The organism is Bradyrhizobium ottawaense (assembly GCF_900099825.1).
In the GTDB taxonomy this organism is placed as follows: Bacteria; Pseudomonadota; Alphaproteobacteria; order Rhizobiales; family Xanthobacteraceae; genus Bradyrhizobium; species Bradyrhizobium ottawaense_A.
In genome coordinates, this window is sequence record NZ_LT629693.1 from 484,043 (window position 1) to 497,902 (window position 13,860).

The 13,860-nt window shown below is 59.4% G+C and carries 14 protein-coding genes and 1 pseudogene; 5 read left to right on the forward strand and 10 right to left on the reverse strand.

Features of this window, described 5'->3' with window-relative positions; translation table 11 throughout:
• Positions 1 to 77: 77 nt before the first annotated feature.
• The 3 genes from BLR13_RS02375 to BLR13_RS02385 all read left to right on the forward strand — a co-directional run bounded on the left by BLR13_RS02375 (position 78) and on the right by BLR13_RS02385 (position 3,252).
• Entirely contained in the window at positions 78 to 755 is a 678-nt protein-coding gene (locus tag BLR13_RS02375) for an FMN-dependent NADH-azoreductase (protein ID WP_074827959.1), read from the forward strand.
• 340 nt (positions 756 to 1,095) lie between these two features.
• Positions 1,096 to 1,665, forward strand: coding sequence for an NADPH-dependent FMN reductase (locus tag BLR13_RS02380; RefSeq protein ID WP_074827956.1), 570 nt, complete (start codon positions 1,096 to 1,098; stop codon positions 1,663 to 1,665).
• Between the two features lie 174 nt (positions 1,666 to 1,839).
• Positions 1,840 to 3,252, forward strand: coding sequence for a cytochrome-c peroxidase (locus tag BLR13_RS02385; RefSeq protein WP_079586876.1), 1,413 nt, complete (start codon positions 1,840 to 1,842; stop codon positions 3,250 to 3,252).
• Positions 3,253 to 3,452: 200 nt separating this feature from the next.
• On the opposite strand, the gene BLR13_RS41015 is transcribed toward BLR13_RS02385, so the two are convergent.
• The 5 genes and pseudogenes from BLR13_RS41015 to BLR13_RS39835 form a co-directional block, all read right to left on the reverse strand.
• Positions 3,453 to 3,623, reverse strand: a complete 171-nt coding sequence (locus tag BLR13_RS41015) for a hypothetical protein (RefSeq protein WP_168213110.1) — start codon at positions 3,621 to 3,623, stop codon at positions 3,453 to 3,455.
• Positions 3,624 to 3,790: 167 nt separating this feature from the next.
• Positions 3,791 to 4,000: pseudogene (locus BLR13_RS02390) on the reverse strand (efflux RND transporter permease subunit); the annotation flags it as partial.
• Between the two features lie 50 nt (positions 4,001 to 4,050).
• On the reverse strand, positions 4,051 to 4,521 hold the full coding sequence (locus tag BLR13_RS02395; protein ID WP_074827953.1) for a DUF305 domain-containing protein: 471 nt from the start codon (positions 4,519 to 4,521) through the stop codon (positions 4,051 to 4,053).
• A 433-nt stretch (positions 4,522 to 4,954) separates the two neighbouring features.
• Positions 4,955 to 5,197 (reverse strand): hypothetical protein, encoded by a 243-nt coding sequence (locus BLR13_RS02400; protein ID WP_074827951.1) that lies wholly within the window; start codon positions 5,195 to 5,197, stop codon positions 4,955 to 4,957.
• A 161-nt stretch (positions 5,198 to 5,358) separates the two neighbouring features.
• Positions 5,359 to 5,574: a hypothetical protein gene (locus tag BLR13_RS39835; RefSeq protein WP_143039809.1), complete on the reverse strand. Its 216-nt coding sequence runs from the start codon at positions 5,572 to 5,574 to the stop codon at positions 5,359 to 5,361.
• A gap of 620 nt (positions 5,575 to 6,194) precedes the next feature.
• On the opposite strand from BLR13_RS39835, the gene BLR13_RS02410 reads away from it, so the two are divergent.
• Complete coding sequence (locus tag BLR13_RS02410) at positions 6,195 to 6,512, forward strand: hypothetical protein (RefSeq protein ID WP_074827946.1); 318 nt, start codon at positions 6,195 to 6,197, stop codon at positions 6,510 to 6,512.
• Between the two features lie 235 nt (positions 6,513 to 6,747).
• On the opposite strand, the gene fdhA is transcribed toward BLR13_RS02410, so the two are convergent.
• Positions 6,748 to 7,956 (reverse strand): formaldehyde dehydrogenase, glutathione-independent, encoded by a 1,209-nt coding sequence (gene fdhA / locus BLR13_RS02415; RefSeq protein ID WP_074827944.1) that lies wholly within the window; start codon positions 7,954 to 7,956, stop codon positions 6,748 to 6,750.
• A 29-nt stretch (positions 7,957 to 7,985) separates the two neighbouring features.
• Positions 7,986 to 8,672 (reverse strand): HD domain-containing protein, encoded by a 687-nt coding sequence (locus BLR13_RS02420; RefSeq protein WP_074827942.1) that lies wholly within the window; start codon positions 8,670 to 8,672, stop codon positions 7,986 to 7,988.
• Between the two features lie 202 nt (positions 8,673 to 8,874).
• Between BLR13_RS02420 and BLR13_RS02425 the strand changes: the two genes are divergently transcribed.
• The gene (locus tag BLR13_RS02425; protein ID WP_074827941.1) at positions 8,875 to 9,123 is read left to right on the forward strand and encodes a hypothetical protein; all 249 of its coding nucleotides are present in this window, start codon (positions 8,875 to 8,877) and stop codon (positions 9,121 to 9,123) included.
• A 60-nt stretch (positions 9,124 to 9,183) separates the two neighbouring features.
• On the opposite strand, the gene BLR13_RS02430 is transcribed toward BLR13_RS02425, so the two are convergent.
• The 3 genes from BLR13_RS02430 to ltrA all read right to left on the reverse strand — a co-directional run bounded on the left by BLR13_RS02430 (position 9,184) and on the right by ltrA (position 13,648).
• On the reverse strand, positions 9,184 to 9,825 hold the full coding sequence (locus BLR13_RS02430) for an ankyrin repeat domain-containing protein (protein ID WP_197679510.1): 642 nt from the start codon (positions 9,823 to 9,825) through the stop codon (positions 9,184 to 9,186).
• Positions 9,826 to 9,910: 85 nt separating this feature from the next.
• On the reverse strand, positions 9,911 to 11,431 hold the full coding sequence (locus tag BLR13_RS02435; protein WP_074827939.1) for a catalase: 1,521 nt from the start codon (positions 11,429 to 11,431) through the stop codon (positions 9,911 to 9,913).
• Between the two features lie 894 nt (positions 11,432 to 12,325).
• On the reverse strand, positions 12,326 to 13,648 hold the full coding sequence (gene ltrA / locus BLR13_RS02445; RefSeq protein ID WP_433994233.1) for a group II intron reverse transcriptase/maturase: 1,323 nt from the start codon (positions 13,646 to 13,648) through the stop codon (positions 12,326 to 12,328).
• Positions 13,649 to 13,860 lie beyond the last annotated feature (212 nt).

Here is a 13,860-nt window from a genome sequence, read left to right on the forward strand (position 1 = left end):
AAATGTTCCTAGCGGTTATTCCGTAAGCGGCTCTGACCGATGTAGCTCTCACACCCGCAGGTATCAAGGGACCAGATATGAAGCTCTTACACATCGATTCCAGCATATCCGGCAGTCAGTCGGTCAGCCGGCAACTTACGGCGAGTATTGTCGCCCGTCTGAAGCAGACCACACCGGGTCTCGAAATCACCTATCGCGATCTGGCGATAGCGCCCGTCCCGCACCAGTCGCCCACCATCCTATTCGCCAAGATGAAGGCGCTGTATGAGGCCGGAGCGCTAGCCGGCCACATCGTCGAAATGGTGGCTGCCGCCGTGCAGGGCGGTGCCAAGGTCGATGCATCGACGCAGGCTGAATTCTCCGAAACCAACGTCGTGCTCGATGAGTTCCTCGCGGCCGACATCGTCGTGCTCGGGGCTCCGATGTACAATTTCGGGATTCCCAGCCAGTTAAAGGCCTGGATTGATTGCCTTGCCTCGCCCGGCAAGACGTTCAAATACACCGCGACCGGCGTGGCAGGTCTCGCGGGCGGTAAGAAGCTGATCATCGCCTCTTCTCGCGGTGGATTGTACACCGCCTCGTCTCCGATGGCCTTTATGGATCATCAGGAAACATTCCTGACGAGTTTCTTCGGGTTCATCGGCATCAGCGACGCCGCGTTCGTTCGTGCCGAAGGCGTCGGCCTCGGCCCCGAACAGCGCAAGCTCGCACTCGAAACCGCTTTGGCCGACGTCTCGGCCCTGACGGCTGCCTAAAAACGAGGGGCGGCCTGATCGGCCGAGAGTCTTCAATGCAGCGAATTCAGTTTCACCGCTACGGCGGACCCGAAGAAATGCGTTTGGAGACATATGAACTGCCCGCCCTCGGCGAATATGTTCATGATCCGCGCGCCGTTCCCGCGCGCCGGCACCGGAAGGCCGGAAGTCTGCGGGGCGCGCTAAGAACGACGCGATTGACCCAAAGGCAAGATCGCTTCAGGAACCGGTGAGCATTCGAAAGTCGAATATTAAAATCGAATTTACTTGAGCTGACCTGCGCTGTCGTGATGTTCGTCGGGTCGCGAACTGAAATCCAAGCCATCTAGAACTGCACCCGATGACCCAACTCCGCCTTCTCGGCCTCTCCGGCAGCCTGCGCCGGGCCTCCAACGGCACCGCGGTGCTGCGCGGTCTTCAGGACGCACTTGCGCCCAAGGCTGTGCTCGACATTTTCTCCCTGCATGGGTTGCCGCTCTACAACGAGGATGACGATGGTGAGCACGCGCCGGAATCGGTGCGCGCCCTGCGTTCAGCCATCGAGACAACGGATGGTGTGATCATGGTATCGCCCGAGTACAATCACGGCATGTCCGGCGTCCTGAAGAACGCGCTCGACTGGGCCTCCCGGCCTTATGGATGTTCGGTGCTAAGGAGCAAGCCGGTACTGACGATGACGACCTCGCCCGCCTTCACTGGTGGCGTGCGTGCGCAGCAGCAAATGAACGAGACGCTCGCATCGATCCCGGCGCGTCCCGTGCTTCGGCCCCAGATCGTGATCGGGAGCGTGCATGAAAAGGTCAGCGACGGGCGCATCGTCGACGAGGCCACGCTGCGCTTTGCGCTGGCAGGCGTGGATGATCTCCTCGACGAGATCAGGGCCGCGCGCATTGTTCGAGCGGCGGCATGAGCTGACAACCGCGATGCCGATGCCCGGTGGCGATGTGCGTGTCGGCTATTGGCACGAAGTGTTGCAAACTCCTACAATGTAGACGCGCAGGCTATTCAGGGTCGGCTTGAGGGATCCGATATGAAAACACAGAGCGCAATTTTTTCGATCGCGGCGGCGGTACTCGCAGTCACTATGGGCGCGGACGCGCCCGGCGCGGCGGAGGGTAGCTCAAACCTCTCGCCTGAGGCGTTGCAGGAAATTGCGAACGTCGAGGCCAAGATTGACCTTATCGAGGCGCAAGCGATCGAACGGCTTGCGGCGCCGCCGGACAATCAGATTCAGCAGGTGGAATTGCTCGGCAAGCTGATGCTGTATGACAAGGATTTGTCGGTAAACCGCAACGAGGCTTGCGCCTTTTGCCACATGCCAGAGACCGGCTTTACAGGTCCGGTGTCGGAGTTGAACCGAACCACGGGCGCTTACCCTGGTTCGGTGCGCACGCGTTTCAGCGACCGCAAACCACAATCGCACGCCTACGCGCCGCTGTCGCCCGTGCTGCACTACAATCCCGGGCAGGGCGACCTCGTCGGCGGCAATTTCTGGGACATGCGCGCGACGGGACGCCGGCTCGGCAATCCGGCCGCCGAGCAGGCGCAAGGTCCGCCTACCAATCCCGTGGAGATGGGGCTGCCCGAGATCGCATGCGCGGTCTATCGCGTCTCGCAGCGGCCCTATCGCCCCCTGTTCGAGGGCGTATGGGGTCCGCAGAGTTTTGCGATTGCGTGGCCAGGCGACATCGAGCAAGTCTGCAACAGGCCTGGGCCGGCGGCCGCGGCCGATCCGTTGCCGGTCCACCTGAGCCCGATCGATCGCGGCCGCGCCAGCGCGACCTTCGATCAGATGGCGCAGTCGATCGCCGGCTATGAAGCCTCGGCCGAGGTGACGTCGTTCACTTCGAAATTCGACGCGGTGCTCGCCAAGCAAGCGCAGTTTACGCCGCAGGAGCAGCAGGGCTACGATCTGTTCCGAGGCAAGGCGCGATGCAATGAATGTCACCGCGACGGTGGGCCAGGTGAGGACCCGCTATTCACAGACTTCACCGCCAGCAATATCGGCACTCCCGCCAACCCGAGGCTTCCCTACTATAGCGAAGACCGGCCCGACGCGTTGGGCTACGTCGCCAATCCAATGGGATCGTCCTTCGTCGATGGGGGTGTCGGTACTTTTCTCAGCAGCGGACATCTGCTCAGCCAGCCCTCGGCGGTCGACGCGCGATGGCTCAAGCTGGCACCGGACAACCAGGCGCGAATACAGGTGCCCACACTGCGCAACGTGGACAAGCGGCCTGATCCGGCCTTCGTGAAGGCCTACGGGCATAATGGGTATTTTACCAGCCTGAAGCAGATAGTGCATTTCTACAACACGCGCGATGTGCTGCCGCGCTGCCAGCCCCACGATCCGGGCGAAGGCACGATCTGCTGGCCGGCGCCGGAGTCGACCGCCAACATGAACACGAGCAAAGTTGGTCGTTTGGGTTTGTCGGATGCAGAGGAGGACGCGCTCGTTCTCTTCATGCAAACACTGACGGATGGGTTTATGCACTAATCGCGTCTGCTGGGTCGGCCGACTCAAAGAAATTGACGACTCAAGGAAAGTGAAATCACCTTCTGCATGCGCAGCATCGGAATGCGCCATGCCGCGTTCGCACGCATCTCCACGATCACGGGCGTGATCCAGGACACGGAGGCGGTCGACGCAATACTAGCCCAACTGACCGCCCCGTCTAAGCACCCTTTCGATGCGGTTCATTGCAGTGGCCCCGTCACGTTATCATGGATGGGGTATTCCCAAGCGACACCTTCCGGATCGTTTTGTTCCAGCCACTCGTCGGCCGCATCGCTGGAGGAAAACACCTTAACCCAATCTTCATCGCCGATGCGCCCATAGTCGGTGACGTAGATCCAGACCGTTTTCATTGGATGACTCTGAACTTGCAGGTTGCGAGCGGAAGCGCTTGCGCCGGGCGCGGCGGATCGAAGGCACGAACAAGGTGACGGCTGATCGCCTATGCGCCTGACGCTCATGTAGATTCGCATTCCTCCGAGACCACTAAATTGAATTTTACGAGGGCACGAAGCGTTCGCGATGATTGGCTGTAGGTACTGACGCGCTGTTCCATTTCCGACGTGGTGAGGCCGGTGTACTGCCATATGACAGTGACCACCGGAATGCGAATCTCGGGAAAAATATCGGTCGGCATCGATCGGATGGCGGCGACACCGAGAAACAGGATCAGGGCTGCCAGCACATAGAATGTATGCGGGAACCTCAGCGCAAAACGAACAATACCCATGATCTATCCTTGCAGAGCAGCCGGCAAAAACACCCTGCGACCGGACCGCGCTATCGAGACATCTTCATTCCGTCATGGGCGATAGATTGCGTTGCGACGGATTGCCCGTCGGCCACGGCATTCCGCATTGCCGTGATCTCCTGCTGCTGCGTCGCAACGATCTCCTGAGCCAGCCGACGAAGCTGCACGTTATGCCCGTAGCTGAGTTCGGCCTTCGCCATATCGACCGCGCCTTGATGATGAGGCACCATCATGGCAACGAAATCATGGTCGACATCGCCAGTCGGCTTGACCATCATGTCGGCCATCATCTTGCGCATGCTGGCGTCGTTCTCCGACAAGAACAGCTGCTCCCCGGAATGATCGGGCCGGTCCGCCACATGCTGGATCGGCATCGTTCCACGGACGTGATCCGTCCTCGCCGGATCGTCCGCAAGGGCGAACGATGTCGCCGCGACTGACGCCGTGGTGGCCAGCGAGATCATGCGTTTGCGGACAAAGGAGCGTGAAAACAGAACCATCTTTACCTCCGGACGTAGTCAGCCGCTGCGTGCGCCGCTTTTCTCACGACTACGCTGTTGAGTTTCCCAGGCATCTTCTTTGGGGGGTCGCCCCCAGCGAACTTCCTGCATCGGAACAAAGGCCGGAGGTCAATTTCTACAATGGTCGCCGGTCGACACGTTCTCAATTAAAAACCAGTTTAGAATTTCGAATTGATATTGAGAGTAGATCAGGCCCCATAGACCGGCCGACAAAACGGTAATCATCTGGATGCTTGAGCCGCGTCGCGCTTTTTCACCCAGAGTTTTTTTGACGCGCCGCTTTCCAGCCTTCGAGGGCTTGCGGGCAAGCACTACAACAGAATGCCGGCGCCGCACGCTGTGTTCAACGAATGCGCCAATGACTGCCCGCGAATTGCGTTCATCTGGCCAGACCGACCCACTGCCCGCGCTTTCAGCATATAAACGGGTTATCGCCGACGTCGCAATTTTCGCCGTCCGGTGGCGCCGGCAATGCTTTGACGCGCGGCGCCGGCATGTGGACACGGCCGTCACTATAGCGGGCGGCGCGGAAGACGCTCGTATTGGCTTCTCCTGCGAAGTGCCCGTTGGCTACGTAATTCTCGCGAGCCATGGCGGGGGTTGCGAGCATGGCGACCGCGATCAATCCCGCGGACAGGAGCTTGATTGTAGTCATTGAACTTCTCCTTTGAATGCAGCGAGCAATCCGTTCCAGGGTTTCCCCTGAGGATATTCTTGAAACGGTAGCCCCGACGAAACTTCTGGAAAGACGGAACGACGTTCGGAGGCTTGCCCGCAACATGGTTGCTCACCGCCGGGTCTCCACTAAAACGCGTTTTAGATTTCTAAATAGACTTTTAACATGCAGCAGTCGTCGATCTTGCCGCGCGCATCTTCAGCGCCATAGTGGAGCTCAACGAATGGCTGTTGCGCCGGAACCGAGCGCGCGCTGGCAAGCTTAACTTCACTAGCAGCGCCACGTTCGTGATCGAATGACGCGCGACGCGCGACCTCACGCGGCGTTGAAACGAGGTGAGTAATTGTTACTTTCACTAGTCGATCGCCGCTCCATTTCCACAGAGGAGCCAAACGTTATTGGCTTTTCATATCCAATGGAGAAATCGAATGACCACGCTTAAACTTCTGTCGGCTGCACTGATCACCGCAGCCACGCTCGCAACTCCCGCCATGGCTCGCGAGAGCCATGTAACTTCGCGACACCAGGCCAATGTGACCACGACGTCCGACGCGCGTGACGTTGACGGGCGTGCCTGCATCCCGGCTCCGGCCGTGGGCGCATTTGCCACGCAGCCCTGGGATAACGGCGCCCCTTGCGAACCCGCGTCAGTTAATTGATCCGTCCGGATCGAGGACCGGCCTGGCAGTTCGCTGGTGCCAAGCGTCAAATCCGGATCGATATCGGTCCGTACTGAGCGCTTCCGTTACCGCGCTCGAAGAGGTCGGGCTGGCATTGATATTCTGTCAGTCCGACTTTCTTCTAGCACTTAACTCGAGCCTTTAAGAACCAGACACTACGATGCGCCGGAGCTTTGCGCGCGGTCGAGGAACTAAGCCTGCGCAAGACTTTCAACGCTCGTCTCGGCGCAAATCATAGATGCTCGCCGGCTGCCGCGGCAGACCGAACCACATCATGCAGCCCAGGAGAACAACAAATGCTGATCCACCTGCCGATCGTTATCCTGGCTTCCTTGCACCCCATCGCTGTCGGCAACGCCGTTCCGCAATTCGATATCGCGCGGGAGTGCAGGGAAGAAGGCGACACAAAGGAAATGCAACAACGATGCACCGACGATGAGGTGCAGGCACGCAAACAACTGGAGGCTGAATGGATGCAATTTAGTCCCAGGGCTATCATCCAGTGCAACGGGGAAACCAACATCGACGGTACCCCGAGCTATGTTGAGTTGCAGACGTGCCTCGAAATGGAGAGAGACGTGAGAATCGAGAGAGAGGCCGATACGCCGCAGTAACTTGTACTGCCGTCAATCGCGGATCTCATACCCCACGCGATAGTCGTGGCAAATGAAATGCTCTACTCGCCCACTAGCAGGGGGAAGTGCCGGGGCGGGAAACGAGCTGCTCCGCTGCCTGCCGAATGAGGCCCATTTCGCGCCTCTTATCCTGAATTCTACCTCGCCCCTGTACAGTCGGCACCGTGGACGCTCCAGGGTCCACGGTGCCGTTTTGGCGATACGAAATCGGCGATCAGGCCGCTTTGGCAAGTTGCCCGTGCGGGTCGATGACGAACTTGCTTGCGACGCCGGCGTCGAATGATTTGTAACCCTCAGGCGCCTGCTCAAGATCAATCACCTTGACATTGACGATCTTGGCGATGGGCAGCCTGTCCCAGAGTATCGCCTGCATGAGCTGACGATTGTATTTCAGCACCGGCGTCTGGCCGGTATGGAGGGCATGCGACTTTGCCCAGCCGAGACCAAGGCGCAGGTTAAGGTTGCCCTGCTTCGCTGCCTGCTCCTTGGCGCCGGGATCGTCTGTCACGTACAGGCCGGGAATGCCGATTGCGCCGGCTGCCCGGGTGATCTCCATCAGGCCGTTCAACACAACAGCAGGCGCTTCGACGACCTTGCCATCGGTTCCTTGCGCCTTTGCTTCGAAGCCGACACAGTCGATCGCGCAATCGACTTCAGGAACGCCGAGCACGTCGGCGACCAGCTCGCCCAAGCGATCGTGCCTGGTGAGATCGATCGGTTCGAAGCCAACATTCCTGGCGTGCGCGAGCCGTTCCTGGTTCATGTCTCCGATCAGCACTGCTGCCGCGCCAAGGATGCGGGCAGACGCTGCGGCCGCGAGGCCGACCGGCCCTGCGCCGGCAACGTAGACCGTCGATCCAACGCCGACCTTGGCAGTGACGGCTCCGTGAAATCCCGTCGGCAGGATGTCGGAAAGGCAGGTCAGGTCACGGATCTTCTCCATCGCATGCGCCTTGTCCGGAAATTTCAGCAGGTTGAAATCTGCATAGGGCACCATCACGTACTTGGCCTGCCCGCCGATCCATCCGCCCATATCGACATATCCAAAGGCACCTCCGGCCCGGTCGGAGTTGACGTGGAGGCAGACGCCAGTGTCGCCTTCCCGACAGGTCCGGCATCGGCCGCATGCGACGTTGAAGGGAACCGATACGAGGTCACCGATCTTGAGGTACTCGACGTCACGGCCTTTCTCGATCACCTCGCCGGTAATCTCGTGTCCGAGCACCATGCCGGCAGGTGCCGTCGTGCGGCCCCGGACCATGTGCTGGTCGGAGCCACAGATATTCGTCGTTACGACCCTCAGGATGACACCGTGGTCGATCGACCTCCCTGCCGGGTTGCGGAAAGCCGGAAAATCGATGTTCTGAACTTCGACGTGGCCTGGTTTGAGGTAAACTACGCCGCGGTTGGAATTGGACGCCATCTGCAATCTCCCTTGGCTATCTTTGGGTTTTACTCCGGACGGTCGGGCCGGCGCAGACCGCCAGGCCAGGCCGATCCGCGGATAACGCTGCAGAAATTTCCGCGCCTGAAAGCCGGGTCCTTTTCCGCGAGCACGTCGGCTTTGACGTTGCCGAATGTTGTCTCGGGCTTGTGTTTGATGCCGTCGTAGAACGCCTGAATGATGTCTTCCTTGAAGTGTTCGGTACGCGGATGCGCGTGCACGACCGCTTCGCGTTCAGCGTCGCTGTATTCGGCATAGGCAAGCCCGAGCACATCCATCTCGACGCCGGCCGTCACCAGGGCGATGACCGGGTGCATGTGCTGCGGGATGCCCGGCGTCGTATGCAGAGCTATAGCCGTCCAAACCGTATCGATGTCGTGTTTCGAAATGCCGCGACTGCGGAGGAAATCGCGGGCGGCGTTTGCGCCGTCCACTTCGAAGCGCTCATGGGCACTGCAGTGCGCCGGTGTCAGGCCCATATCGTGAAACATCGCACCCGCATAGAGAAGCTCGCGATCGAACTTGAGCGAGCGGCGCTTTCCAGCGAGCGCACCCCAGTAGTAGACGCGACTCGAATGGTGAAACAGCAGTGCGGACTCGGTATCCCGGACCAAATCCGTGATCTCTCGGGCGAGACTACTGTCGGGGATGCGGATTCCCTCGACGGCAAACGTCTTCTCAACTGCCAGCGTCATTTCGCTTCTCCTGTCATACCAGCTCGCAATGATCGTGCTCCCACAGAGCATGATACGCCGTGGCGGAAGGGTCGATTAAAAACGGATTTAATGTTCTTGCGTCTTCGCCATCGCTATTATTGACTCGCAAGACTGGCTACGCACGCGCCACTTCATAAGCCAGGATAGATCACGGCTGATTGAGAATGAGTTGTCGTAGCCCATGGATATCAAGCCGTTCCTTGGACTTTGTGGCGTTCTCATCGCCGCAATGACGTCCGAGTTCAACGACCAGGTTACATCGGTCGCGCTGAACGACGTCCGCGATGCACTCGGGATCAGCCACGATGCCGGAACCTGGATCGAAAGCCTGTATGTGTCGGCCGAGATCATCGGCATGGCGATTTCGCCCTGGCTGCTTGTGACCTTTACGCTAAGGCGCTGGACGCTTCTTGCGATCACGCTCTGCTGAGTCTCAATGCCTACCTACCCGGCTCCCGTTCGAGCATACCCGCGTCGTGCGATCAGTGGATCACCGACCCTTGGCGGCTTGTGTGAGCAGGGCAATCATCTGCGGGTTGGCTTGTTGCTGCGCCAGACTCACAGCCGTGTTGCCGGCCTTGTCCCGAAGCTCAGGGTTCGCGCCGTTCACAAGCAGCAGCTTTACGACATCCGTGCGCCCGAACATGGCTGCCATCATCAGAGCCGTCTGGCCCTCGTCGTTGCGCGCATTTACATCACAGTGGGCGACGATCAGGCGCTGTGCGATTTTGGTTTCCCCCTTGAACGCAACACCCATCAGACTGCTGTTGCCTTTGGAATCCGTTGTGCAGGGACTTGCTCCCTTCTCAATCAGAAAGTCGACGGTTTTAGCCTGACCGTTGTACGCGGCGAGAATCAGTGCCGTATAGCCCTTCGCGTCCCGCTCGTCCGGCTTCATCCCGGACTGGATCAGACCGTCGAGCAGGTCGTCGCGCCCCTGTCGGGCGGCATCGAAAAATAGCGCCTTGATGTGATCCTGGCTCGGGTTGTCGAAATCGTTCACGGAAGAACTTGCAGCGCGGTCCTGCGTCTCGGCGAGGCGAACGAACGCCGATGCCGGGGCCGGGGCCGTTAATGCGGCGGGAACGAGCAACAGCGCCGCGATCAGAAAAGCGTTTGACATACGTGACATCACGATTCCTTCACAATCGCTGCCCCGGCTTCCCGCGGCAGCTCATTCACTCCTGGCTGAACCGGCGTTGCAGCCCTTGCTGGTTTCAGTGCGACACTTCCTTGGCGGCAAGGGCGGCAACCTCGTCCACGTCCAGATGGGTCGCTTCCGCCAGTCGCGTGCCATAGTCGCGGTCGGCCTTATAGAAGTAGCTGACCTGCCGGGCCTTCACCCCATGGTCGCGGACCTGATCCAGATCAGACGCCAAGTTCTTAACAAGATTGCTTTGATCCTGCTTGCTGTAGGACCGCCATAGCTCACCGGCCTGACTGAAATCGTCCGTCTTGGCGATCGCCGTCTGCTGCGCCACGCCGGACACCGGGTATTCGCTCAACCTGAAGGACGGCTGGGGAGTGACAGCACCCACCTGCTTCGCAGTGGAAGGCTCATAGTTCACTTCGCCAACCCGCGGAGCTGAACTCATGCTTCCGTCTTGATTGTTATTGGCGACCTTCACCAGCGGGCGATTGACCGGCAGTTCCTGATAGTTCGTCCCAATGCGATACCGCTGCGTGTCAGCGTATGCGAACAGGCGGCCCTGCAGCATCTTGTCCGGAGACGGCTCGATACCGGGAACCATGACTCCCGGCGCAAACGCCGATTGCTCAGTGTACTGGAAGTAATTATCCGGCACCTTGTTCAGGGTCATGGTGCCGAACTTGACTTCCGGCACGTTGTCCCAGGTCTTCGTGTCGTCGAAGCCGTCATAGGGAAGCTGCGCGATCTGCTCCGCTGTCAGAAGCTGCACGTAGAGGTCCCATTTCGGGAAATGAGCCTCGCGAATGTTATTGTACAGATCGCGGGTCGCATAGTTCGGGTCCGCGGCATGCTGCTGTTCCAGGGTCATGCCCTTGAGACCCTGCACGCTTCTCCAGTGGAACTTCGCGAAGATTTGTTGCCCCTTCGCGTTGACGAGACGGAACGCATGTACGCCAAACCCGTCCATCTCGCGATAGCTTGCCGGCATGCCGATTAGATCCGAATAAAGATACGTCAGCATGTGCGTCGATTCTGGCGTGCGGGAAAAGAAGTCGAAGGCCAGATTCGGATCCTGGATGTTGGTGATTGCCGACGGCTTGTTGGCGTGCACAAAATCCGGGAACTTGATCGCATCTCTGATGAAGAAGATCGGCTCGTTGATGCCGACCACATCCCAATTGCCCTGATCGGTATAGAACTTGACCGCGAACCCACGCGGATCGCGAGCGGCCTCGGCCGAACCTCGGTAGCCCATCACGGTCGAGAAACGAACGAAGACCGGAGTCTCCTTGCCCGGCTGCGCAAACAGCGACGCCTTCGTGTAGCGCGAGAAATCTTCTGACGAAACGAACACGCCCTGCGCTCCGGTCCCGCGTGCATGGACCACACGCTCGGGGATCCGCTCACGATCGAACCGAGCGAGCTTCTCGATGAGGTGAAAGTCTTCCAGAAGCACCGGCCCGTCCGGTCCGGCGGTCTTCGAATTCTCGTTATCGCCAACAGGCGCACCGGAATCCTGTGTCATCGGAGCGGCGAGTGCGGCCGTGGACAGCAGTCCCATAACACAAAGTACTGGTAACACGCGCATTGGGTATCTCCATGTTTGAATCTCTCCAAGTCATAGACCCGCAATCTGTCCGTTCCACTAAATTATGTTTCAGAAAGCTGGATTCTCTTTGGCTTTCACTTGCGCTGAGAATGCACACGTTCGTGAGTGCCATGACGAAATTGCTGCATGCGGATACTATGTTTCGTTCAATTCGTTCTGCGCTTGTTCGGGTGTTCCTCGCAAACTCGGTTGCACGCCTGCAGACGTGGCGCGAAATCCAAGCCATCACGAATTTACGAGAAGATTACCCGCCGCTTTGCGGCGTGGCGGCCAGACGCAGGACGCTCATCCCACATCCAACGCTGCAAATACCGCGCCAAACACCGGCGCGAGCGTGGCCGCCTCGCGACCGACGAGGCCAAAACAAAGTGCCGCGAGCGCTGCTCCGATCGTCTGGCCCGTCAGGCGCGCAGTTGCTACCGTGCAACGCCTTCCGCGGTTTCTGAACAGTTTTCGGAGTTGATAGGTTGCCCAATCTCCAAATCCCTCACCACTTGTTGCGTCTGTTTTAAACTGAGGTCCCTTCCCTCCACCGGCGTTACCCGGCTTCAGCGGTACTGCGAACCTCTCCGCCACCCCAGGGCGCCCAGCCTGTCCCTCGCGGGCGTCCGGTTGGTCATCACTGATCACGCCATGGGGCTTCCCGTGTTGCGTACGCTTTCCTTGTGTACATGCCGCCGCCAATACCCGGTGTAGCGGCGGGGCGTAATCTTCGCTCAACTCGCCCAGCCATTTCAGCCTTCTCCGATATGGAAGTCGGGTCGGCCTATACATCGTCCTTTTCGAGGCTTGCTCGGCGTATCGCGGTAGGGACGGCCATTGCTGGCCGCCCCCCGCACAGATCCGGACTCGCCCGACTAAGGCATCCGGCTCCTACCTTGGGTGTCTGACGTCAAAGCGGTCGTCAGGCCAGGGATGAAGGATACGCGGCGGGGGGAGCCAGTGAGCGACCAACTTCGTCATGCGTTCCCATGTGAACCCATCTTTCTGACAGCGCCGCCGAAGCGTTCGTCGCCAGAGATCGGTCACATAATGCCGGAACGCCGAGAGCGCCCGACTGTTTGTCGGAACCGCGTAGTAGGCGAAGTGGCCAGCTACGACCTGCCTCAGCCATTTCCCTTGCTCTGGAATTGGCTGATGCATCCTGCGCAGTAGCTCCGCCTTGATGTCCCCAAGCTTCCGCCGCATGCGGTCGCGTCGGGTCTTCCGTTGAAGCTGGAAGTTGCCGCGGCGAGATCGACCACAAATGAAGGTGAAGCCCAGGAACGCGAAGGTTTCCGGTTTTCCAAGCCCGCGCAGCTTGCGATCGTTCGCAGCAAAGCGGCCGAACTCAATCAAGCGTGTCTTGTCCGGATGAAGCGACAGTGCAAATTCCCCGAGCCTGTCATGCATCGCATCAAGGAAGCGACGGGCGTCGCCCTCATGCTCGAAGCCGACAACCAGATCGTCGGCATATCGCACGACGATCATATCGCCCAGGGCCTCCTGCCGTCTCCAGCGCTCAACCCAGAGGTCGAAGCAGTAATGCAGGTAGATATTGGCTAGGATCGGCGAGACCACCGAGCCTTGGCCAGTTCCCCGGTCATCAACTGTTACGACCCCATCTTCGAGTATACCCGCTCTCAGCCATTTCTGGATCAGGCGGATGATGCGCTTGTCACCGATCCGATGTTCAACGAAGCGAACTAGCCAATCTTGGCTAACAGCCCCAAAGAAGTTCCGGATGTCGGCGTCAAGTATCCAGTTCACCTTTCTTGTTTTGATCGCGGTCGAAAGTGCGTCCAACGCATCATGCGGTCCTCGTCCGGGTCGGAACCCATAAGAGAAGCCGACGAAGTCGCCTTCGTAGATAGCATTGAGCACCATGACGGTCGCGCCCTGGACGATCTTATCCTCAAGCGCGGCGATCGCTAACGGCCGTTGTTTTCCATCCGCCTTGTCTATGTAGGCCCGGCGGGATGGTTGCGGCCGATAGGCTCCTCGGTGGACCCGTCCATGCAGATCCTCGATCCTGAGTTCGAGGTCCGCCTCGTAGTCCTGCCACGTCATACCATCCACACCGGGGGCGGCTTTGCGCTTAAGCGCGTAGAACGCCGTCCGGAGCGTATCGACACTGATATGGTGGAGGAGCGCGGTGAACTTCTCCTTCTTCCTCTGCCTTGCGGCTTGCCGTACACGGCCCAGCGCCTGGGTCACGCGAGCCCGGCTCTGCGCCCGGTGCGTGCTTTGCTGATCCGCGTTCCCCTTGGTCCCCGGCCTTGGCTCCACCGGCTCCGCCACCGGTCGCCCGGCTTTGTTCGTCGGCTTCGTCACTACTATGCCGGAGTCAGACTTCTCTGAATCGTGCATCAACGGCTACGGCTCCTCACCTTCCCGCTACGGACCATCCGACCCCAACAGGGCCTACG

What these genes read in the sequence shown, in the direction of transcription:
- BLR13_RS02375 (WP_074827959.1), top strand. Translation starts at nt 78, where the DNA reads ATGAAGCTCTTACACATCGATTCCAGCATATCCGGCAGTCAGTCGGTC.
- BLR13_RS02380 (WP_074827956.1), top strand. Translation starts at nt 1,096, where the DNA reads ATGACCCAACTCCGCCTTCTCGGCCTCTCCGGCAGCCTGCGCCGGGCC.
- BLR13_RS02385 (WP_079586876.1), top strand. Translation starts at nt 1,840, where the DNA reads ATGGGCGCGGACGCGCCCGGCGCGGCGGAGGGTAGCTCAAACCTCTCG.
- BLR13_RS41015 (WP_168213110.1), bottom strand. Translation starts at nt 3,623, where the DNA reads ATGAAAACGGTCTGGATCTACGTCACCGACTATGGGCGCATCGGCGAT.
- BLR13_RS02395 (WP_074827953.1), bottom strand. Translation starts at nt 4,521, where the DNA reads ATGGTTCTGTTTTCACGCTCCTTTGTCCGCAAACGCATGATCTCGCTG.
- BLR13_RS02400 (WP_074827951.1), bottom strand. Translation starts at nt 5,197, where the DNA reads ATGACTACAATCAAGCTCCTGTCCGCGGGATTGATCGCGGTCGCCATG.
- BLR13_RS02410 (WP_074827946.1), top strand. Translation starts at nt 6,195, where the DNA reads ATGCTGATCCACCTGCCGATCGTTATCCTGGCTTCCTTGCACCCCATC.
- fdhA (WP_074827944.1), bottom strand. Translation starts at nt 7,956, where the DNA reads ATGGCGTCCAATTCCAACCGCGGCGTAGTTTACCTCAAACCAGGCCAC.
- BLR13_RS02420 (WP_074827942.1), bottom strand. Translation starts at nt 8,672, where the DNA reads ATGACGCTGGCAGTTGAGAAGACGTTTGCCGTCGAGGGAATCCGCATC.
- BLR13_RS02425 (WP_074827941.1), top strand. Translation starts at nt 8,875, where the DNA reads ATGGATATCAAGCCGTTCCTTGGACTTTGTGGCGTTCTCATCGCCGCA.
- BLR13_RS02430 (WP_197679510.1), bottom strand. Translation starts at nt 9,825, where the DNA reads ATGTCACGTATGTCAAACGCTTTTCTGATCGCGGCGCTGTTGCTCGTT.
- BLR13_RS02435 (WP_074827939.1), bottom strand. Translation starts at nt 11,431, where the DNA reads ATGCGCGTGTTACCAGTACTTTGTGTTATGGGACTGCTGTCCACGGCC.